Here is a 21,127-nt window from a genome sequence, read left to right on the forward strand (position 1 = left end):
CCCCCCCGACCCCCCGGCACGTCCCGGCGCACCGGGGCGTGCGCGGTCACCGGCCGGCGGTGCCGCGGCCCCGGCACCTCCGGCCCGCCGGGGTCACCGCAGGGACCACACCACGCCGTTGACGATGAGCGCCTTGGTCAGCCGCCCGGGCAGGCCGGTGAGCACGGTGGGCCGCATCGAGTCGTCGCCGTGGATCAGCTGGACCATCCCGTCCCGGCGGCCGAGGCTCAGGCACTGCACCGCGTACCGGAAAGCGAAGGGCTTGTCGGCGCCCCCGGCGAGCAGCCCGCCGAGGTAGCGGCCCATCGGCAGGGCGGTGGCGCAGCTCATCCGCAGGGTGCCGGTGCCGGGGACGGTGACCTCGGCGGCGTCGCCGATCACGTGGACGTCGGGGTGCGAGACCGAGCGCAGGTGGTCGTCGACCACGGCCTGGCCGGCCGCGTTGACGGTCAGACCGGCCTCGGCGGCCAGCGGGTGCGGCTCCAGGGCGGCGGCCCAGGCGACCAGGTCGGCGGGGATCCGGCCGGCGGTGGTGTCCAGGCCAGCCGGGTCGACGGCGGTGACGGTGCTCTGCTCGTGCACCTCGACGCCGAGCCGGGCCATGACGTCCAGGACGTGGCGGCGGCCGCGGGCCGAGAACCAACCGCCGACCTGGCCTGCGGCGACGATCCGGACCGTCCAGCGGGGGTGGGCCTCGGCGATCTCGGTGGCCAGTTCGATGCCGGTGGCGCCGCCGCCGACCACGGCGACGGTGCCCGGGCGGTCGGCGGCGCGCAGGCGCGCGCCCAGTTCGGCGGCCCGCTCGGCGGGGTAGGCGTGCTCGGCGGCGCCGGGGACGCCGTGCCAGGCGGTGCGGCTGCCGAGGGCGTAGACCAGGGTGTCGTAGGAGATGGTCTCGCCGGTGTCCAGCAGGACCTTGCGGGCGTCGAGGTCGAGGGCGGTGGCGCGCGCCGGGATGTGCCGCACGCCGCGGCCGCGGACCACCTGGGCGACGGTCGGCCGTTGCGCGGGGTGGCCGGCGGCGGTCTCGTGCTGGCGGACGCGGTGCAGGAAGCGGGTCTCGGGGGCGACCAGGGTCACCCGGTTGCGCCGCCCGCCGGCCCGGGCCGCCGCGGCCAGCCCCGCGTAGCCGGCACCCAGTACGACGATCTGCTTCTCGGTCATGTCGTCCGCCTCCTCCGAAGCGCCCTCTCGAAGCGCCCGCCGTGTTCTGCGTTCGCCGCGTGCCTGCGCCCGCCGCGTTTTCGGGAAGGGGACGACGTGGCCGCCCGGACCGTGACAGTGACCTGCGTCACGTTCCGGATGCGGGGTCGGGTCAGCCGGCGGCCGGTGCGATCCGGGTCAGCTTCTCGGGGTTGACCACCACGTACGCCTCGGTGATCCGGCCGTCGGCGACGGTGAAGGCCAGCACGCCGCCGACCGCGCCGGACTCGTCGAGCCAGAGCAGGCCCGGTTCGCCGTTGACCAGCGCGAGGTCGAGGCGCATGGCGGGGGTGAACCACTTGGCGATCAGGCCGCGGACCAGTCGGGAGACCTTGTCGGCGCCGAACACCGGGCGGGCGCCGGCGCTGACGACGCCGCCGCCGTCGGAGTGCCAGACGACGTCCGGGTCGAGCACGGAGAGCAGGCCCTCGATGTCGCCGCGGGTGGTCGCGGCGGCGAACGCCTCCACCGCCTGCCGGTGCTCGGAGGGGTCGGCGGTGGCGCGGCGTCCGCCGTCCTTCACCCGGCGCCGGGCCCGGGAGGCGAGCTGGCGGGTGGCCTCGGGGGAACGGTCGAGCGAGGCGGCGATCTCGTCGAAGCCGACGGAGAAGACGTCGTGCAGCACGAACGCGGCGCGTTCGGCCGGGGTCAGCTGCTCCAGGACGGTGAGCAGCGCCAGGGAGACCGACTCGCCGAGCTCGGCCAGCTCGGCGGGGGAGGCGGGGGAGTCCTGGTAGGAGACGGCCGGCTCGGGCAGCCACTCGCCGAAGTAGGCCTCCCGGCGGGCCCGCGCGGAGCCGAGCTGGTCGTAGCAGAGCCGGGTGACGACGGTGGTGAGGAAAGCCCGCGGGTCGGCGACGGTGGAGTGGTCGACGGACCGCCAGCGCAGCCAGGCCTCCTGCAGGACGTCCTCGGCGTCGCTGAACGAGCCGAGCAGCCGGTAGGCGACCGAGCCCAGGTAGCGCCGGTTCGCCTCGAAGGCGTCCGGGCCGGGAGCCGGGCCGGCGTCCGGGTTCGCATCCGGGCCGGCAGTCGGGTTCGCGCCCGGGATCGCGTCCGGGCCGGGCACGGCCGCGGCCGACGGGTCGTCACTCACGGGCCCCACGGTAGCGCCCGCCACCCGCAAGACGAAGAGCCGGAGGGGGACGTCGTGATGCCGACGTCCCCCTCCGGCTCGTCCCCCTCCGGCTCGTCCGCCGGGCGTGACCGGTCAGTCGACCTCGGCCACCGCCTCGGCGAACTGCGCCTTGTACAGCCGCGCGTACGCGCCGTCGGCGGCGATCAGCTCGTCGTGCGTGCCCTGCTCGACGATCGAGCCGTTCTCCATCACCAGGATCACGTCGGCGTCCCGGATGGTCGAGAGCCGGTGGGCGATCACGAAGCTGGTGCGCCCGGTGCGCAGCCGGGCCATGGCGCGCTGGATCAGCACCTCGGTACGGGTGTCGACCGAGCTGGTGGCCTCGTCCAGGACGAGGATCGACGGCTGGGCGAGGAATGCCCGGGCGATGGTGATGAGCTGCTTCTCGCCGGCGCTGACGCCGGTGCCCTCGTCGTCGATCTTGGTGTCGTAGCCGTCCGGCAGGGTGCGGACGAAGCGGTCGACGTGCGCGGCCTTGGCCGCCTCGACGACCTGCTCGCGGGTGGCGCCGTCGGCACCGTAGGCGATGTTCTCGGCGATGGTGCCGCCGAACAGCCAGGTGTCCTGGAGCACCATGCCGATGCCGGAGCGCAGGTCCTCGCGGGACATCGCGGCGATGTCGACCCCGTCGAGGGTGATCCGGCCGCCGCTGACCTCGTAGAACCGCATCAGCAGGTTGACCATGGTGGTCTTGCCGGCGCCGGTGGGGCCGACGATGGCGACGGTCTGCCCGGGCTCGACCTTGAGCGAGAGGTCCTCGATGAGGGGCTTGTCGGGGTCATAGCGGAAGGAGACGTCCTGGAAGGCGACCCGGCCGCGGACGGCGTCGGGGCGTTCCGGCATGGCCGGCTCGGGAGTCTGCTCGGGCGCGTCCAGCAGTTCGAAGACGCGTTCGGCGGAGGCGACGCCGGACTGCAGCAGGTTGGCCATGCTGGCGACCTGGGTGAGCGGCTGGCTGAACTGCCGCGAGTACTGGATGAAGGCCTGGACGTCGCCGATCGACAGCGCGCCGCTGGCCACCCGGAGCCCGCCGACCACGGCGACCAGCACGTACTGCAGGTTGCCGATGAGCATCATCGCGGGCTGGATGATCCCGGAGATGAACTGGGCCCGGAAGCTGGACTCGAAGAGCGACTCGTTGTGCTCGCGGAAGGTCTCCGCGGACTCCTTCTGCCGGCCGAAGACCTTGACCAGGGCGTGCCCGGTGTACATCTCCTCGATGTGGGCGTTGAGCTGTCCGGTGGACTTCCACTGCTGGACGAACTGCGGCTGTGCCCGCTTGCCGACCTTGGTCGCCACGACCACCGAGAGCGGCACCGAGACCAGCGCGATCAGGGCGAGCAGCGGCGAGATCCAGAACATCATGGCCAGCACGCCGACGACGGTGAGCAGCGAGTTCACCACCTGGCCCATGGTCTGCTGCATGGACTGGCTGATGTTGTCGATGTCGTTGGTGACCCGGCTCAGCACCTCGCCGCGGGGCTGCTTGTCGAAGTAGGTGAGCGGCAGCCGGGCGAGCTTGGCCTCGACGTCCTGGCGCAGCCGGTAGCCGGCCCGCTGGATGGCGGTGGTGGCCAGCCGGCCCTGGACGATGCCGAAGAGGGCGGAGGCGACGTAGATCGCCAGCACCCAGAGCAGCACGGTGCCGATCGCCCCGAAGTCCATGCCCTGGCCGGGGGTGAAGTCGATCGAGGAGAGCAGGTCGGCGACGCTGCCGTCGCCGCCGGCGCGCAGGCCCTCGACGACCTGCTCCTTGGAGGCGCCGGCCGGGAACTTGGCGCCGACGACGCCGGCGAAGATCAGGTCGGTGGCGTTGCCGAGGATCTTGGGGCCGGTCACGGCGCAGCCGATGCTGAGCACGCCGAGAGCGAGGACGCCGGCGAGCAGGGTGCGTTCCGGGCGCAGCAGTTTGAGGACGCGCTTGCCGGAGCCCTTGAAGTCCATCGACTTCTCGGCGCCCTGGCCGCCCATGAACCGGCCGGGGCCGGCCGGGCCGCGGCGGGCGGCGGCGGACTGCGAGTCGCTGCGCGGTTCGGCGGGGGCCGCGCCGCCGGGGCCCGCCCTGCCGGTCCCGGCGTCCTGCGCCGGGCCCTTCGTCAGCGGCGTCAGCCCCGCCGGGGCGCCGTCCGGGGTCTTCTCCGGGGTCATCTCCGGGGTGGTCACGCCGCCTCCTGCTCGGTGAGCTGGGAGAGCACGATCTCCCGGTACGTCGGGTTGCCGGCCATCAGCTCGCCGTGGGTGCCGCTGCCGACCACGGCGCCCTCGTCGAGGACGATGATCCGGTCGGCGTCGCGGATGGTGGAGACGCGCTGGGCGACGATCAGCACGGTGGCGTCGGAGGTCTCGCGGGCGAGCGCCTTGCGCAGCCGGGCGTCGGTGGCGTAGTCGAGCGCGGAGAAGGAGTCGTCGAACAGGTAGACGCCGGGCTTGCGGACCAGTGCGCGGGCGATCGCGAGGCGCTGGCGCTGGCCGCCGGAGACGTTGCTGCCGCCCTGGGCGATGGGCGCGTCCAGGCCCTCGGGGAAGCGTTCGACGAACTCCCTGGCCTGGGCGACGTCGAGGGCGTGCCAGAGCTCCTCGTCGGTGGCGTCGGGCCGGCCGTAGCGCAGGTTGCTGGCGACGGTGCCGGTGAACAGGTAGGGCTTCTGCGGGACGAGGCCGACGGTCTCGGCGATGGCCTCGGGGGCGAGGTCGCGCACGTTGACGCCGTCGAGCAGGACCTGTCCGGAGGTGGCGTCGAAGAGCCGGGGGACGAGGCCGAGCAGGGTGGACTTGCCGCTGCCGGTGGAGCCGATGACGGCGGTGGTCTGGCCGGGGCGGGCGGTGATGTCGATGCCGCGCAGCACCGAGGCTTCGGCGCCGGGGTAGCGGAACTCGACGTCGCGCAGCTCCAGGTTGCCGCGGGCGAGCACCTCGGTGACCGGCGCGGACGGCGGGACGACGCTGGAGCGGGTGTCCAGGACCTCCTGGATGCGTTCGGCGCAGACCTCGGCGCGGGGCACCATCATGAACATGAAGGTGGCCATCATGACGCTCATGAGGATCTGCATCAGGTAGGAGAGGAAGGCGGTCAGCGCGCCGATCTCCATGCCGCCGCTGTCGATCCGGTGCGCGCCGAACCAGAGCACGGCGACGCTGGAGACGTTCACCACCAGCATCACGGTCGGGAACATGAGGGACATCAGCCGGCCGACCTGGAGCGAGACGCCGGTGAGGTCGCCGTTGGCGCCGTCGAACCGGTTCTGCTCGTGGTCGTCCTTGACGAAGGCGCGGATGACCCGGATGCCGGTGATCTGCTCGCGCAGGATCCGGTTCACGGTGTCGATCTTCGTCTGCATGCTGCGGAACTTCGGGCGCAGTGCGCGGACCAGCAGGGCGACCACGATGCCGAGGACCGGGACGACGGCGAGCAGCAGGGCGGAGAGCGGGACGTCCTGGTTGAGCGCCATGATGATGCCGCCGACGCACATGATCGGCGCGGCGACCATCAGCGTGAAGGACATCAGGACCAGCATCTGGACCTGCTGGACGTCGTTGGTGGTGCGGGTGATCAGGGAGGGGGCGCCGAACTGGCCGAGTTCGCGGGCGGAGAAGCTCTGCACCCGGTCGAAGACGGCGGCCCGGACGTCCCGGCCGACGGCCATCGCGGTGCGCGCGCCGTAGTAGACCGCGCCGATCGAGCAGAGCGCCTGGAGCAGGGTGACGGCGATCATCACGCCGCCGAGGCGCAGGATGGTGCCGGTGTCGCCCTTCACGACCCCGTCGTCGATGATGTCGGCGTTGAGCGTGGGCAGGTAGAGCAGGGCGAGCGTAGAGACCAGCTGGAGCAGCACCAGCAGGATGATCGGTCGGGAGTAGGGGCGCAGGTACGCCCTGAGCAGTCTGATCAGCACTGGCACACTCTTGTCGTCGGCAGGGGGATTCGCATCCCAATTCTCGTGCTTTGGTGGACTCGCACAGGCTATTCCCGGTAGTCCGCCCGGATGTTTGTCCAGTCCTTTGCCCGAACGTGCGGCGGGCCGGGCCCTCGGGGGTGCCGGCGGGCTGCACGGGCCGTCCGGCGGGGTGCCAGCCCGGGCCGCCCCCTTACGGAATGACCGGTTTCCCCCTAGGCTGCTGATTGCCCCCTTGTTACTCACCGGTACCGCTCCGGTTTCCCGGGGGCCCGGCGACCGCCCCCACGGGAGCCGCGACAGTCCCTCAGACGGCCACCCGCCCCCGGAGGTCCTCGTTGAGTTCCGCGCAGTCCCTGATCGACTCCGGCCGTGACGACATCGTCGCCGGGCGTCCCGCCTCCGTCGCCCACCTGTTCCTGGAGCGGGTCGCCGCCACCCCGGCCGGTGAGGCCTACCGCTACCCCGCCCCCGTGGACGAGCAGGCCGCGGACAGCGCCCCCGGGGCCGAGCAGTGGCGCTCGCTGACCTGGGCGCAGACCGCCGCCCGGGTCAAGGCGGTGGCCGCCGGCCTGATGTCGCTCGGCATCCAGCCCGAGGACCGGGTCGCGCTGGCCTCCTCCACCCGCCTGGAGTGGGTCGTCGCCGACCTCGGCAACATGTGCGCGGGCGCGGCCACGACCACCGTCTACCCGAGCACCAACGCCGACGAGACGGCCTTCATCCTCTCCAACTCCGGCTCCCGGGCCCTGTTCGCGGAGAACGCCGGCCAGCTGGCCAAGGTCGTGGAGCAGGCCGGGAAGCTGCCCGAGCTGCGGACCGTCATCCTCTTCGACGTGCCCGCCACCGCCCCGGAGTCCGGCGGGTTCAACGTGCTCGGCCTCGCCGAGCTGGAGCAGCTCGGCGCCGAGTACCTGGAGCAGCACCCGGACGCCGTGGAGAAGGCCGTCGCCGCGCTCGACAAGGAGCAGCTGGCGACCCTGATCTACACCTCCGGCACCACCGGCCGTCCCAAGGGCGTGCGCCTGGTGCACGACTGCTGGGCGTACGAGGGGCGTGCCCAGGAGGCGAGCGGGCTGCTGGCCGCCGACGACGTCCAGTACATGTGGCTGCCGCTGTCGCACGTGTTCGGCAAGACGCTGATCTCCGGCCAGATCGCCACCGGCCACGTGATGGCCCTGGACGGCCGGGTCGACCGGATCATCCACAACCTGCCGGTGATCCGGCCCACCGTCATGGCCTCGGCGCCGCGCATCTTCGAGAAGGTCTACAACGGCATCGCCGGCAAGGCCCGGGCCGAGGGCGGCGCCAAGTACAAGATCTTCCTCTGGGCCGCCAAGGTCGCCCGCGACCACGCCCGGACGGCCCAGGCCAACCGGATCGCCACCGGCCGCGACAGCGTGCCGTTCGCCCTCGGCCTCCAGCACGCGCTGGCCGACAAGCTGGTGTACTCCAAGATCCGCGCGGCGTTCGGCGGGCGGATGCGCGGTGCCGTCTCCGGCAGCGCGGCCCTGGCCCCCGAGATCGGCTACTTCTTCATCGGCGCGGGCGTCCCGATCCTGGAGGGCTACGGCCTCAGCGAGACCAGTGCCGGCTCGACGGTCAACCGTGCCGAGGACGTCCGGATCGGCACCGTCGGGCGTCCGCTGCCCGGGACCGAGGTCCGGATCGCCGAGGACGGGGAGATTCTGCTCCGCGGCCCCGGCATCATGCGCGGCTACCACGACCTGCCGGAGAAGACCGCCGAGGTGCTGGAGGCGGACGGCTGGTTCCACACCGAGGACATCGGCGAGCTCTCCCCGGACGGCTTCCTGCGGATCACCGACCGCAAGAAGGATATGTTCAAGACCTCCGGCGGCAAGTACGTCGCGCCCAGCGAGGTCGAGGGCAAGTTCAAGGCGGTCTGCCCGTTCGTCAGCAACGTCCTGGTGATCGGCAACGGCCGCAACTACTGCACCGCGCTGATCGGCCTGGACGAGCCGGTGATCATGCCCTGGGCCGCCGAGCACGGCCTGGCCGGCAAGTCCTACGCCGAGGTGGTCGCCGACCCGCAGGTGCACAAGCTGATCGAGGGCTTCGTGCAGCGGCTCAACGCCGACCTCCAGCGCTGGCAGACGATCAAGAAGTTCCACCTGCTGCCGCGCGACCTCGACGTCGAGCACGGCGAGCTCACCCCCAGCCTGAAGATCAAGCGCCCGGTCGTCGAGAAGACGTACGCGGACGCCGTCGCCGGGATGTACGCGGGCGCCAACGAGGCCTGATCCGCCGCCGTCCCGTACGGCCCGCGTGGTTGCGCGGGCCGTACGGGACAATGGGGTCATGCCCTCCGCACTCCCCGACGGCGAACCCGTGCCGTCCGACGGTTCCCTGCCCGCGCACGCCCTCGCCGGGCTCGGGTCGCGGCCGTTCGGCTTCTACCTGCACGTGCCGTACTGCGCGAGCCGCTGCGGCTACTGCGACTTCAACACCTACACCGCCACCGAGCTGCGCTCCTCGGGGGCGGTCGCCTCGCAGGAGACGTACGCGGACAACGTGGTCGCCGAGATCCGGCTGGCCCGGAAGGTGCTCGGCTCCGCGGACCTCCCGGTGCGGACCGTCTTCCTCGGCGGCGGCACGCCCACCCTGCTGCCCGCCAGGGACCTGGTGAAGATGCTCGCCGCGATCCGCGACGAGTTCGGGCTCGCCGACGACGCCGAGGTCACCACCGAGGCCAACCCGGAGTCCGTCGACCCGGCCTACCTCGCCGAGCTCCGCGCCGGCGGCTACAACCGGATCTCCTTCGGCATGCAGAGCGCCCGCCCGCACGTGCTGAAGCTGCTCGACCGCCACCACACCCCGGGCCGTCCCGAGGCCTGCGTCGCCGAGGCCCGCGCGGCCGGCTTCGAGCACGTCAACCTGGACCTCATCTACGGCACCCCCGGTGAGTCCGACGACGACTGGCGGGCCTCCCTGGACGCCGCGATCGGCGCCGGACCGGACCACGTCTCGGCCTACTCGCTGATCGTCGAGGACGGCACCAAGCTGGCCGCCAGGGTCAAGCGCGGCGAGCTCCCGATGATCGACGACGACGTGCACGCCGACCGCTACCTGATCGCCGAGCAGGCGCTCGCCGCCGCCGGCTACTCCTGGTACGAGGTCTCCAACTGGGCCACCACCCCCGAGGGCCGCTGCCGCCACAACGAGCTCTACTGGACCGGCGCCGACTGGTGGGGCGCCGGCCCCGGCGCGCACAGCCACGTCGGCGGAGTCCGCTGGTGGAACGCCAAGCACCCCGCCGCCTACGCGCAGGCCCTCGCCCAGGGCCGCACCCCGGCCCAGGGCCGTGAGGTGCTCGCGGACGAGGACCGCCGGGTCGAGCGCATCCTGCTGGAACTGCGCCTCGCCGAGGGCATCCCGCTCACCCTCCTGACGGGGACCGGCCTGGAGGCCGCCGGCCGCCACCTCGCCGACGGCCTCCTCGCCGCGGAGCCGTACGCCGCCGGCCGCGCCGTCCTCACCCTCCAGGGTCGCCTCCTGGCCGACGCCGTCGTGCGTGACCTGGTGGACTGAGGGCCGTTAACGTGGTGTCAGCCGTCGGAGGGAGCGCGCAGTGACCGCCATCGATGACCGGATGATGGGGATCTTCGAGAACCTGGAGGTTCCGGAAGGCGTCAAGGCCGAGCTCATCAGGGGGGAAATCGTGATGATGGCCGGGCCGGACATGGTCCACAACCTCATCGTCTCCGCGATTCAGCACCAGACCCCCTACACCCGGTGGCGGGCGCTCCAGACCCAGGATCTGATCATCTCCGGCGAGGCCAGCGAGCCCCAACCGGATCTGGTCGTGTTCGAGCGGGGTGTCGTCCCGGAGGCGGGCCGTCTGCTGGCCGCCTCCGCGGTGACCGTGGTGGTCGAGGTGGTTTCCAAGACCAGCGTTCACCGCGACTACCGGACCAAGCGTGAGATGTACGCCCAGGGCGGGATCCCGGCGTACCTCATCGTCGATCCGCTCAAGGGCGTGTGTGTGCTCCTCACGGATCTGACCACCGACACGGCTTCCGGTACCCCGGTGTACTGGGCCGAGCGGACCACGAAGTTCGGCGATCCGGTCGAGGTGGATCTGCTGGGCATCACGCTCGACACCTCGGAGTTCCAGACCTACTCCTGATCCGGGAGGGTCACGAAGTCGATGAGCTCCTCGACGCGGCCGAGGAGCTCGGGCTCCAGGTCCTTGTAGCTGTTCACCCGGGACAGGATGCGCTTCCAGGCGGCGGGGGTGTCCGCGGGCCAGCCGAGGCGGCGGCAGACGCCCTCCTTCCAGACCTCGCCGCGCGGGACGTCCGGCCAGGCGGGGATGCCGACGGAGGCGGGCTTCACGGCCTGCCAGACGTCGATGTAGGGGTGGCCGACGACGAGCACCGCGTCCCCCGTGACCCGGGCGGCGATGCGGTGCTCCTTGGTGCCGGGGAGCAGGTGGTCGACCAGGACGCCGAGGCGCCGCCCCGGGCCCGGGGCGAAGTCGGCGACGATCGCGGGCAGGTCGTCGACGCCCTCCAGGTACTCGACCACCACGCCCTCGATCCGCAGGTCGTCGCCCCAGACCCGCTCGACCAGCTCGGCGTCGTGCCGGCCCTCGACGTAGATCCGGGACTCCCGGGCGACCCGGGCGCGCGCGCCGGGGACGGCCAGCGAGCCGGAGGCCGTGCGGCCGGGGCCCTTCGCGGGGGCCGGGCCGGCGGGCCGGACCAGTGTGACGACCCGGCCCTCCCACAGGAACCCGCGCGCCACCATGGGGAAGACCCGGTGCTTGCCGAACCGGTCCTCCAGCGTGACGGTGAAGCCCTCGGCGGTCTTCTCGCAGCGCACCACCGCGCCGCAGAAGCCGGTCGCCGCCTCCTCCACCACGAGGTCCCGTTCGGCGGGCACCTCCGGGGCGGGCTGCTGCCGCTTCCACGGCGGGGTGAGGTCTGGTCCGTACTCGCGGCTGCGCATTCCCCGGAGTCTACGAGGCGTCAGCCCGTGAACGGCGAGTTGACCACCAGGAGCGCGGCGATCCGCGCGCGCAGGGCGGCACAGTGCTGCACCGTCAGCGGCTCGGCGCCGCGGGCCGGGCGGACGCCCCGGTCGGCGAGCACGTACACCACCCGCAGGGTCCGCAGGGTGTTGGAGAGGGTCGCGGCGACGCCGGGGGCCGACGCGGTGGGGCGGCGCGGGGGCTGGGCGGCGATCGGGTCGAGCCAGGCCAGCGCCTGCCGCTCGGTCAGCCCGGGCCGGGTGAGGACGAGGGCGACGGCGCGGCCGAGCCGGTCGTCCTCCATGGCGTCCCAGACGTGGTCGGTGGGGGCCAGCAGCCGGGCGGCGGCCAGCTCCAGCAGCGGCTCGGGGTCGGTGACCAGCGGGCTGCGGCCGAGGGCGGCCAGCAGGTCGGCGCCGTGCGCGACCGCGTGCAGCCAGCCGAGCTCCTGGTCCCACCCGCGCAGGTCCGTCTCGGCGGGGTACCAGCGGGCGAAGGCGTCCAGCCAGGCGGGGCGGTAGGCGCCGGCGTCGACGAGGTCGGCGAGGATCAGCGGGGCGAAGGTCCGGGCCTGGATCTCGGGGTCGGCCAGCCGTTCGGCCATCTCGTCGCCGAGCGCGTACAGCTCCGGCGGCGCGAGGCGCGGGATCCAGCGGCACAGCTGCTCGTAGGCGAGGCTGTCGCGGGTCTGCGGGTCGGGGGAGCGCAGTGCCCCGCTCACCGCGGCCAGCAGCTCGGGGGTGGGCTCCGCGGTCTCGATCTCGGTCCAGTTGATCACGGCCGGACCCTAGGACGCCCCGGGGTCGGCGGGCCAGCGAATTACGGCCGGGCGGTCCGGCCGTCACAGGCCCGGCCGTCACAGGCCCGGCGCGCCCCAGACCGGGAACCAGCGGGTGAGGTCCTTCTCCAGCCGCAGGTCGTTCCCGAGCATGGCGTTGACCTGCAGCTCCAGCGGGCTGTTGCGCTTCTCCCCGCCGCCCGGCACCGGCGCGAACGGGTAGAACGTGCCGCGCTTGTACAGGTAGACCAGGGCCAGCGGCCGCCCCTCGGGGTCGCGGAAGGCGACCAGCGAGCAGAGCAGCTGCGGCCCGAAGCCGTTCGCCTCCAGCTCGCTGTTGACCGCGTGCAGGTCGTTGACCAGCTCCGGCAGCTCCTCGGGGCTGTGCCGGGCGAGCAGCCAGGAGTAGCCGTACGCGTCCTTGGAGGCCTCCACCGGGACGCCGCCGCGCCCGGCGTCGGCGTCCAGCAGCGCCCGCACCTGCCGTTCGACCTCGCCAAAGGCGCCGCCCTCGACGGAGGCGAAGCAGACCGACCCGACGCCGGTGGGCCGGAACCCGGCGGCCGCCTCCAGGGTCAGCGCGGCCGACGGCACGCCGAACAGCTGGTCGAGGTCGGGCCTGACCGGCTTGGTGCGGCCGAACAGCGTGTCCAGGAATCCCACGGCGGTCCCTTCCGGAGGGTGGTGTCAGCGGCCGAGCCCGGCCGACATCTTCGCGAGCTGCTCCAGCCTCCGCTCCAGCGACGGGTGGGTGGAGAGCAGCTGCGAGGCGGCGTCCCGGGCGCTCAGCGCCGGGGCGAAGTAGAAGGCGTTGTACGGCTGGGCCTGGCGCAGGTCCTTGGTCGGGATGGCGGCGATCTGGCCGGTCACCTTGGTCAGTGCCGAGGCGAGCGCGCTGGGCCGGCCCGTCAGCTGGGCCGCGGCCCGGTCGGCCGCCAGCTCGCGGTAGCGGGAGAGCAGCCGGGTCAGCAGGAAGCTGATCGCGTAGACCACCATCGACACCAGCGGGATGACCAGCGCGATGATCGCCGCGTTGGAGTCGTTGTTGTTGCGGCCGCCGCCCATGAAGCCGCCGTACATCGCGATCCGGGTCATCGCCCCGGCCAGCACCCCGAGGAACCCGGCGATCGTCATCACCGCGACGTCCCGGTGGGCGACGTGCGACAGCTCGTGCGCGAGCACGCCCTCCAGCTCCTCCGGCTCCAGCCGCCGCAGCAGCCCGGTGGTCACGCAGACCACGGCGTTCTGCGGGTTGCGGCCGGTGGCGAAGGCGTTCGGCATGTCGTTGTCGGCGACCGCCACCCGGGGCTTGGGCATGTCGGCCAGCGCGCAGAGCCGGTCGACGGTGCCGTGCAGCTGGGGGTACTGCTCCGGGGTGACCCGGTGGGCGCCCATCGCCCGTTCGGTGATCCGGTCGCTGAACCAGAACTGGGCCACGAACAGACCGCCGGAGAGCAGCACGATCAGCGGCCAGGCCCCGCGCAGCAGCACGATCAGCAGGCCGGTGAATCCGACGTACAGCAGCCCGATCACGAACATCGTCCCGACCATCCGGCCGGTCAGGCCGCGGTCCGGTGCGAAGCGGGTGTGCTGGCCCGAGGTCGACATCTCTGCTCCTCTGTTCGCCGTCCGCTATCGATGCTCCCACCCGGACGGGCGCGGGGCATCACCCGCGCGCCGCGGAGTGCGGGCAGGATCACTCCCGCCGGGCCGTTCCTGCCGTCGGACCCGGGCCTTACACTGGCAGGTACGGTTCTGGCACTCGTGTGTTCAGAGTGCCAAAGCCGGGGCCCGCCATCGGGGCCCGCAGCAGGACGAACGGACACATGTCACATCGGACAACGTGCGAAGACGGAGGTGCGTGCCCCATGGCCGGTGAGGTCCGCCAGCTCGACGACCGCAAGCTCGCGGTGCTTCGCGCGATCGTCCAGGACTACGTGGGCACCGAGGAACCGGTCGGGTCCAAGGCCCTGGTGGAGCGGCACAGCCTCGGCGTGTCCCCGGCCACCGTCCGCAACGACATGGCGGCGCTGGAGGAGGAGGGCTACATCCACCAGCCGCACACCAGCGCCGGGCGGATCCCCACCGACAAGGGGTACCGCCTGTTCGTCGACCGGCTGGCCGAGGTCAAGCCGATGAGCGCGCCCGAGCGGCGGGCGATCCGGCACTTCCTGGACGGCGCGGTCGACCTGGACGACGTCGTCGCCCGCACGGTCCGGCTGCTCGCCCAGCTCACCCGGCAGGTCGCGGTGGTCCAGTACCCCTCGCTCTCCCGGTCCACCGTGCGCCACATCGAACTGGTGGCGCTCGCCCCGGCCAAGGTGATGCTGGTCCTGATCACCAACACCGGCCGGGTCGAGCAGCGGCTCGTGGACTGTCCGGGCACGGTCGGCGAGACCGTCCTGGCCGACCTGCGGGCCAAGGTCAACACGAGGGCCGCCGGGCAGCGCCTGCCCGACGTCCCGGGACTGCTGGACGAACTGCCGTCCCAGTTCGAGGCGGCCGACCGGCCGACCGTCACCACCGTCCTGGCGACGCTCTTCGAGGCGCTCGCCGAGCAGAACGAGGAGCGGATCATGCTGGCCGGCACGGCCAACCTGACCCGCTTCGGGCACGACTTCCCGCTCACCATCCAGCCGGTGCTGGAGGCGCTGGAGGAGCAGGTCGTCCTGCTCCGCCTCCTGGGTGAGACGGCCGACGCCGGGATGACGGTCCGGATCGGCCGGGAGAACGCGTACGAAGGGCTCAATTCCACCTCGATCGTCTCCGTGGGCTACGGTTCGGGCGACGAGAGCGTGGCCAAACTGGGTGTGATCGGTCCGACCCGGATGGACTATCCGGGCACAATGGGGGCGGTGCGAGCGGTGGCACGGTACGTGGGCCAGATCCTGGCCGAGTCGTAGGAAAAGGCCGCCGTCAGAATTCTGACGGTGGTTCCAGTCGCAGCACTTCTACAGGCGGAACAAGCGGAGCATTTGGTGGCCACGGACTACTACGCGGTACTCGGCGTCCGACGGGATGCGGGGCAGGACGAGATCAAGAAGGCGTTCCGGCGCCTGGCACGCGAACTGCACCCGGACGTCAACCCGGACCCGAAGACGCAGGAGCGGTTCAAGGAGATCAACGCCGCGTCTACGACCTCGGCGGCGATCCCCTGTCGCCGGGCGGCGGTGGCGCGGGCGGCTTCGGCGCCGGCGCGGCGGGCTTCGGGTTCTCCGACATCATGGACGCCTTCTTCGGCGCCGCCTCCGGCCAGCGCGGCCCGCGCTCCCGGACCAGGCGCGGCCAGGACGCCATGATCCGGCTGGAGATCACCCTGGAGGAGGCCGCCTTCGGCACCACCAAGGAACTCCAGGTCGACACGGCCGTCACCTGCACCACGTGCAGCGGCGAGGGCGCCGCCCCCGGCACCTCCGCGCAGACCTGTGACATGTGCCGCGGCAAGGGCGAGGTCTCCCAGGTCACCCGGTCCTTCCTGGGCCAGGTCATGACCTCCCGCCCCTGCCCGCAGTGCCAGGGCTTCGGCACCGTCGTGCCGACCCCGTGCCCGGAGTGCGCCGGCGACGGCCGCGTCCGCGCCCGCCGCACCCTGACCGTCAAGATCCCGGCCGGTGTCGACAACGGCACCCGGATCCAGCTGGCCGGCGAGGGCGAGGTCGGCCCCGGCGGCGGCCCCGCCGGCGACCTCTACGTCGAGATCGCCGAGACCTCCCACACGGTGTTCCAGCGCCGCGGCGACGACCTGCACTGCACCGTCACCATTCCGATGACGGCCGCCTCGCTCGGCACCCAGGTGCCGCTGCAGACCCTGGACGGGCTGGAGGAGGTCGACATCCGGCCCGGCACTCAGTCCGGCCAGTCGATCCCGCTGCACGGCCGCGGCATCACCCACCTGCGCGGCGGCGGCCGGGGCGACCTGATAGTGCATGTCGAGGTGCAGACGCCCACCAAGCTCGACGCCGAGCAGGAGGAGCTGCTGCGCCGCCTGGCGGTGCTGCGCGGCGAGGAACGGCCCTCCGGCCAGTTCGCGCCGGGCCAGCAGGGGCTGTTCTCCCGGCTGAAGGACGCCTTCAACGGCCGCTGACCGCACCGGCGCCCGGTGATCCCCGACAGGGTCGCCGGGCGCCGTCGTTCCCTCCGCGGGCCCACCCGGCCTCCGGACCCCGATCTCCAGGACATCGCCATGACCGCGCCCGTGTTCGTCGTCGAGACCGCGCAGCTCGCCACCGCCGCCCCCGGCGCGGTGGTCCGGCTGGACGGCCCGGAGGGGCGGCACGCCGCCGCCGTGAAGCGGCTGCAGCCCGGGGAGGCGGTGACCCTCGCGGACGGGCTGGGGCTCGGGGTGGACGGCACGGTGACGGCGGTGCACGGCAAGGACGCCGTCGACGTGACGGTGGCCGCCGTCCGGCGGGAGCCCGGGCCGGCGCCGCGGATCGTCGTCGTCCAGGCGCTGCCCAAGGGCGACCGCGGCGAGCTGGCCGTGGAGACCATGACCGAGGTCGGCGTGGACGTGGTGATCCCCTGGGCCGCCTCCCGCTGCATCACCCAGTGGAAGGGCGAGCGCGGCGCCAAGGCGCTCGCCAAGTGGCGGGCCACCGCCCGCGAGGCGGGCAAGCAGTCCCGCCGGCTGCGCTTCCCCGAGGTCCGCGAGCTGATGACCACCCGGCAGCTGGCGCCGGTCCTGGCCGGTGCCGCGCTCGCCGCGGTGCTGCACGAGGAGGGCGCCGAACCGCTGGCCGCCGCCGCCCTGCCGGAGGGCGGGGACATCGTGCTGGTGGTCGGCCCCGAGGGCGGGGTCTCCCCGGACGAGCTGGCCGCCTTCGCCGAGGCCGGCGCCCGGCCGTACCGGCTCGGCCCCTCGGTGCTGCGCACCTCCACGGCGGGCGTGGCCGCCGGCGCCCTGCTGCTGGGCCGCACCGGCCGCTGGGCCTGAGCGGGTCACCGGGGCGCGTGCGGCCCCGGGGCGCGCGGGGGCCGCTGTTGCGGAAAAGCCGGTGCACCGTGTGCGGACGTGCCTAGGCTGGCCGCGTGAGTGAAACCGTGAGCACCCCTGCCGGCGCCTACCTGCGCCACCCGCACCTCCACGGTGACCTGGTCACCTTCGTGGCCGAGGACGACGTCTGGCTCGCCCCGCTCGACGGCGGCCGGGCCTGGCGGCTGACGGCCGATCACGTCCCGGTCCGCAGACCGCGGTTCTCCCCGGACGGTCAGCACATCGCCTTCACCTCCACCCGCGACGGCGCGCCCGAGGTGCACCTCGCGCCGGTGGACGGCGGCCCGTCCCGGCGGCTGACGTACTGGGGCAGCGACCAGACCCGGCTCCAGGGCTGGACGGCCGACGGCCGCCCGATCGCCACCACCACCGCGGGCGAGGCCACCCTGCGCCGCACCTGGGCGTACGCCGTGCCGCTGGACGGCGGCGAACCGGCCCGGCTGCCGTACGGGCCGGTCGGGGGCCTGGCGTTCGAGCCGGACGGCGACCGGGTGCTGCTCGTCTCGGCGAACAACCGGGACCCTGCCTGGTGGAAGCGGTACCGGGGCGGCCAGGCGGGCAAGCTCTGGATCGGCCGCGACGAGTTCGTCCGCGTCCACGAGGGCCTCGACGGACAGCTCGACTCCCCGCTCTGGGTGGGCGGGGCCGGCGGTTCCCGCATCGCCTTCCTCTCGGACCACGAGGGCGTCGGCGAGCTGTACTCCAGCCTCCCGGACGGCAGCGGGCTGCGCCGTCACACCACCTCACCGGAGGGCTTCTACGCCCGCAACGCCGCCACCGACGGCACCCGGGTGGTCTGGCACCGGGCCGGCGACCTCTGGCTGCTGGACGGCCTGGACGACCCGGACGACCCGGGGACCGCCGGGCCGCGGCGGCTGGACGTTCGGCTGGCCGGGCCGCGGGCCGGGCGACGCCCCCGCCCGGTGCCGGCCGCGCACTGGCTGGAGGGCGCCGCCCCCGACCGCACCGGCCGGGCCGGCGCCGTCGTGGTCCGCGGCACCGTGCACTGGCTGACCCACCGGGAGGGCCCGGCCCGGGTGCTGGACGAGACGCCCGGCGTGCGCGGCCGGCTGGCCCGGGTGGTGCCGGGCGACGACGGCGGCCAGGGCGTGCTCTGGGTGACCGACGCCGAGGGCGAGGACGCCCTGGAGTACGCCCCGGCCGTGCTGGGCGCCGAGCGCCGCCGGCTGGCCGCCGGGCTGCTCGGCCGGGTCCGCGGCCTGCTGGTCTCGCCGGACGGCAAGCAGGCGGCGGTCGGCTCGCACGACGGCCGGGTGCTGCTGGTCACGCTCGCCGACGGGGCCGTGCACGAGCTGGCCCGCAGCACCGACGGCGAGGTCAGCGGGCTGGCGTTCAGCCCGGACTCGGCCTGGCTGGCCTGGTCGCAGCCGGCGCCGGGCCTGGGCGCCTTCTCGCTGCGGCAGATCGTGCTGGCCAACCTGGCCACCCGGACGGTCAGCGAGGTCACCCCGCAGCGGTTCTTCGACAGCTCGCCGGCGTTCACCGCCGACGGCAAGCACCTGGCGTTCCTCTCGGTGCGCAACTTCGACCCGGTCTACGACTCGCACGTCTTCGACCTGTCGTTCCCCAACGGCTGCCGCCCGTACCTGGTCACGCTGGCCGCCGACACGCCGTCCCCGTTCGGGCCGCAGCGGGCCGGCCGGCCGGTCGGCGGCGAGGAGGACGAGCCGCGGGGCAAGAAGGCGGACGGCGACGAGGGCGCCGCCGACGCGCCGCCGGCCACCCGGGTCGACCTGGACGGCATCGCCGACCGGATCATCCCCTTCCCGGTCGAGGGCGGCCGGTTCGGCCTGCTGAGGGCGGCCAAGGACGGCGTGCTCTGGACGAGGGTCCCGCTGATCGGCGAGCTCGGGGACGAGGCGGCCTCCCTGGAGGACGAGCGGCCGCGCCCGGCCCTGGAGCGGTTCGACTTCCGCAAGCGCCGCGCCGAGCAGCTGGTCGACGGCCTGGACGGGTTCGCGGTCAGCGGCGACGGCACCCGGCTGGCCGTCCTCGACGAGGGCGGGCTGCGGATCGTCCCCGCCGACCACAAGGCCGGTGAGGACGACGAGATCGACGTCGACCTCGCCAGGCTGCGGGTCACCGTCGACCCTGCGGCCGAGTGGCGGCAGATGTACGACGAGAACGGCCGCCTGATGCGCGACAACTTCTGGCGCCCCGACCTCGGCGGCGTCGACTGGGCCGGCGTGCTGGAGCGCTACCGGCCGCTGGTGGAGCGGCTCGGCTCCAAGGACGACCTGGTGGACCTGCTCTGGGAGGTGCACGGCGAGCTGGGCACCTCGCACGCCTACGTCGTCCCGCACGGCGTCCACACCGAGGCGGCCCGCCGACAGGGCAAGCTCGGCGCCGACCTGGTCAAGGACGGCGACGTCTGGCGGATCGCCCGGATCCTGCCCGGTGAGTCCTCCGACCCGCGGGCCCGCTCGCCGCTGGCCGCGCCGGGCGCCGCCGTCCGCCCGGGCGACGCGCTCCTGGCCGTCAACGGCCGCCCGGTCGACCCGGTCACCGGCCCGGCTCCGCTGCTGGCCGGCACCGCCGGGCAGCCGGTCGAGCTGACCGTGGCCGGCAAGGACGGCACCGACCAGCGCCACCCGGTGGTCGTCCCGCTGGCCGACGACGAGCCGCTGCGCTACCACGACTGGGTGGCCGGGCGCCGGGCCGCCGTCCGCGAGCTGTCCGGCGGCCGGCTCGGCTACCTGCACGTCCCCGACATGCAGGTGGCCGGCTGGGCGCAGATCCACCGCGACCTGCGGTCGGAGATGGCGAAGGAGGGCGTGATCGTCGACATCCGGGAGAACCGCGGTGGTCACACCTCGCAGCTGGTGATCGAGAAGCTGGCCCGCCGGATCGTCGGCTGGGACGTCGCGCGGGACATCGCCAGCCCGGTGCCGTACCCCGGCGACGCCCCGCGGGGCCCGGTGGTGGCGCTGGCCAACGAGTACTCCGGCTCGGACGGCGACATCGTCAACGCCGCGATCCAGGCGCTGAAGATCGGCCCGGTGGTCGGCACCCGGACGTGGGGCGGGGTGATCGGCATCGACAGCCGGTACAGCCTGGTCGACGGCACCCTGGTGACCCAGCCCAAGTACGCCTTCTGGCTGGAGGGTTACGGCTGGGGCGTGGAGAACCACGGCGTCGACCCGGACGTGGAGGTGCCGATCGCGCCGCACCAGTATGCGGCGGGGGAGGACCCGCAGCTCGCGGAGGGCGTCCGGATCGCCCTGGAGGCCTTGGCCGGGACCCCGGCCAAGACCGCGCCGCCGCTGCCCTGGGAGTAGCCGCGGGCGCGCGGGCGGGTCACGGAGCGGGAAGTCGGACGGGCCGACTTCCCGCTCCGGGCGGTGAGTAGGATGCGGGGCTGTTCTTGATCACCGCATTCACGGGGGCACGGAAATGGCACAGGGATACCCACCGGGTTCGTACGGCCAGCAGCAGTACGGTCAACAGCCGTACGGCCAGAGCCCGTACGGCCAGAACCCCTACGGCGGGCAGCCGTACCCGCAGCAGCAGGCCCCGCAGTACCAGCAGCCGTACCCGCAGCAGCCGCAGCCGTACCAGCAGCAGTACGGGCAGCAGCCGCAGCAGCACCCGTACGCCGCCCCGGTGCCGAAGCCCAAGGAGGCGAGCGGCTTCCGGCGCTACCCCGCCATCGTCATCGACTGCGCGCTCGCCGTCGTCCTGGGCTTCGTCGCCGCCAACGCGGCGAGCCACCCGAAGCAGACCGCGCACACGGCCGGGCACGCGGCCGGGCACGCGGCCCACGGAACCGGCCCGGCGGTGCCCTACTTCGTGGCGCTGCTGGTGGTCGGTCTCGGCGTCTCCTTCGTCAACCAGGTGCTGCTCGCCCGCCTCGCCGGCTTCAGCGTGGGCAAGGGGATCATGGCCCTGCGGGTGATCCGCAAGAAGGACGTCAGCCGTCCGCACACCTGGCGGCTGACCAAGCGCTGGATGATCGGCTTCGTCATCCTCGCGGTCTCCCTGCTCACCGAGGACTTCGAGGACGAGGGCGAGGTCTTCGCGGTCCGGGTGGTCCGCTGGAAGCACCTGCAGGAGTACCAGCAGGCGACCGGGCGGCTCGGCTAGCATGCGGCCGTACGCCCCGACCGAC

At 73.4% G+C, this 21,127-nt stretch carries 15 protein-coding genes and 1 pseudogene; 8 read left to right on the top strand and 8 right to left on the bottom strand.

The genetic code is table 11. The features are described 5' to 3' along the window. Positions 1–93 precede the first annotated feature (93 nt). The 4 genes from C2142_RS26105 to C2142_RS26120 all read right to left on the bottom strand — a co-directional run bounded on the left by C2142_RS26105 (position 94) and on the right by C2142_RS26120 (position 6,234). Complete coding sequence (locus tag C2142_RS26105; protein ID WP_148645197.1) at positions 94–1,164, bottom strand: FAD-dependent oxidoreductase; 1,071 nt, start codon at positions 1,162–1,164, stop codon at positions 94–96. A 151-nt stretch (positions 1,165–1,315) separates the two neighbouring features. Next, positions 1,316–2,299, bottom strand: a complete 984-nt coding sequence (sigJ, locus tag C2142_RS26110; protein WP_241002790.1) for an RNA polymerase sigma factor SigJ — start codon at positions 2,297–2,299, stop codon at positions 1,316–1,318. 114 nt (positions 2,300–2,413) lie between these two features. Beyond that, positions 2,414–4,312 (bottom strand): ABC transporter ATP-binding protein, encoded by a 1,899-nt coding sequence (locus C2142_RS26115; protein WP_174315775.1) that lies wholly within the window; start codon positions 4,310–4,312, stop codon positions 2,414–2,416. 188 nt (positions 4,313–4,500) lie between these two features. Next, a complete protein-coding gene (locus tag C2142_RS26120; RefSeq protein ID WP_148645198.1) occupies positions 4,501–6,234 on the bottom strand; it encodes an ABC transporter ATP-binding protein in 1,734 nt (577 codons plus the stop codon). Positions 6,235–6,572: 338 nt separating this feature from the next. Here C2142_RS26120 and C2142_RS26125 point away from each other — a divergent pair, with 338 nt between their 5' ends. Genes C2142_RS26125 through C2142_RS26135 form a run of 3 tightly spaced genes read left to right on the top strand, consistent with a single transcriptional unit; the run spans position 6,573 to position 10,381 of the window. After that, positions 6,573–8,495, top strand: a complete 1,923-nt coding sequence (locus C2142_RS26125; RefSeq protein ID WP_148645199.1) for an AMP-dependent synthetase/ligase — start codon at positions 6,573–6,575, stop codon at positions 8,493–8,495. A gap of 58 nt (positions 8,496–8,553) precedes the next feature. Continuing rightward, entirely contained in the window at positions 8,554–9,783 is a 1,230-nt protein-coding gene (hemW, locus tag C2142_RS26130; RefSeq protein ID WP_148645200.1) for a radical SAM family heme chaperone HemW, read from the top strand. A 40-nt stretch (positions 9,784–9,823) separates the two neighbouring features. Further along, positions 9,824–10,381: a Uma2 family endonuclease gene (locus C2142_RS26135; RefSeq protein WP_148645201.1), complete on the top strand. Its 558-nt coding sequence runs from the start codon at positions 9,824–9,826 to the stop codon at positions 10,379–10,381. Here the strand turns inward: C2142_RS26135 and C2142_RS26140 are convergent. The 4 genes from C2142_RS26140 to htpX all read right to left on the bottom strand — a co-directional run bounded on the left by C2142_RS26140 (position 10,372) and on the right by htpX (position 13,613). After that, the gene (locus C2142_RS26140; protein WP_148645202.1) at positions 10,372–11,205 is read right to left on the bottom strand and encodes a DUF3097 domain-containing protein; all 834 of its coding nucleotides are present in this window, start codon (positions 11,203–11,205) and stop codon (positions 10,372–10,374) included. The two genes, C2142_RS26135 and C2142_RS26140, sit on opposite strands and share 10 nt — an antisense overlap. 20 nt (positions 11,206–11,225) lie before the next feature. Beyond that, the gene (locus tag C2142_RS26145) at positions 11,226–12,005 is read right to left on the bottom strand and encodes a DUF2785 domain-containing protein (RefSeq protein WP_148645203.1); all 780 of its coding nucleotides are present in this window, start codon (positions 12,003–12,005) and stop codon (positions 11,226–11,228) included. A gap of 78 nt (positions 12,006–12,083) precedes the next feature. Next, positions 12,084–12,668, bottom strand: coding sequence for a hypothetical protein (locus C2142_RS26150; RefSeq protein ID WP_148645204.1), 585 nt, complete (start codon positions 12,666–12,668; stop codon positions 12,084–12,086). Between the two features lie 24 nt (positions 12,669–12,692). Further along, positions 12,693–13,613, bottom strand: coding sequence for a zinc metalloprotease HtpX (gene htpX, locus C2142_RS26155; protein ID WP_148645205.1), 921 nt, complete (start codon positions 13,611–13,613; stop codon positions 12,693–12,695). Positions 13,614–13,873: 260 nt separating this feature from the next. Between htpX and hrcA the strand changes: the two genes are divergently transcribed. The 5 genes and pseudogenes from hrcA to C2142_RS26180 all read left to right on the top strand — a co-directional run bounded on the left by hrcA (position 13,874) and on the right by C2142_RS26180 (position 21,102). After that, positions 13,874–14,908: a heat-inducible transcriptional repressor HrcA gene (hrcA, locus tag C2142_RS26160; protein ID WP_148645206.1), complete on the top strand. Its 1,035-nt coding sequence runs from the start codon at positions 13,874–13,876 to the stop codon at positions 14,906–14,908. A gap of 75 nt (positions 14,909–14,983) precedes the next feature. Then, a pseudogene (dnaJ, locus tag C2142_RS26165) lies at positions 14,984–16,089 on the top strand (molecular chaperone DnaJ). Between the two features lie 99 nt (positions 16,090–16,188). Then, complete coding sequence (locus tag C2142_RS26170; protein WP_148645207.1) at positions 16,189–16,938, top strand: 16S rRNA (uracil(1498)-N(3))-methyltransferase; 750 nt, start codon at positions 16,189–16,191, stop codon at positions 16,936–16,938. A 107-nt stretch (positions 16,939–17,045) separates the two neighbouring features. Then, a complete protein-coding gene (locus C2142_RS26175) occupies positions 17,046–20,297 on the top strand; it encodes a S41 family peptidase (protein WP_148645925.1) in 3,252 nt (1,083 codons plus the stop codon). A gap of 115 nt (positions 20,298–20,412) precedes the next feature. Beyond that, positions 20,413–21,102 carry an RDD family protein gene (locus C2142_RS26180; RefSeq protein ID WP_148645208.1) on the top strand — a complete coding sequence of 230 codons (690 nt, stop codon included), beginning with the start codon at positions 20,413–20,415 and terminating at the stop codon, positions 21,100–21,102. Positions 21,103–21,127: the final 25 nt, after the last annotated feature.

This window comes from Streptomyces sp. CB01881 (assembly GCF_002953255.1).
Taxonomy (GTDB): Bacteria; Actinomycetota; Actinomycetes; order Streptomycetales; family Streptomycetaceae; genus Kitasatospora.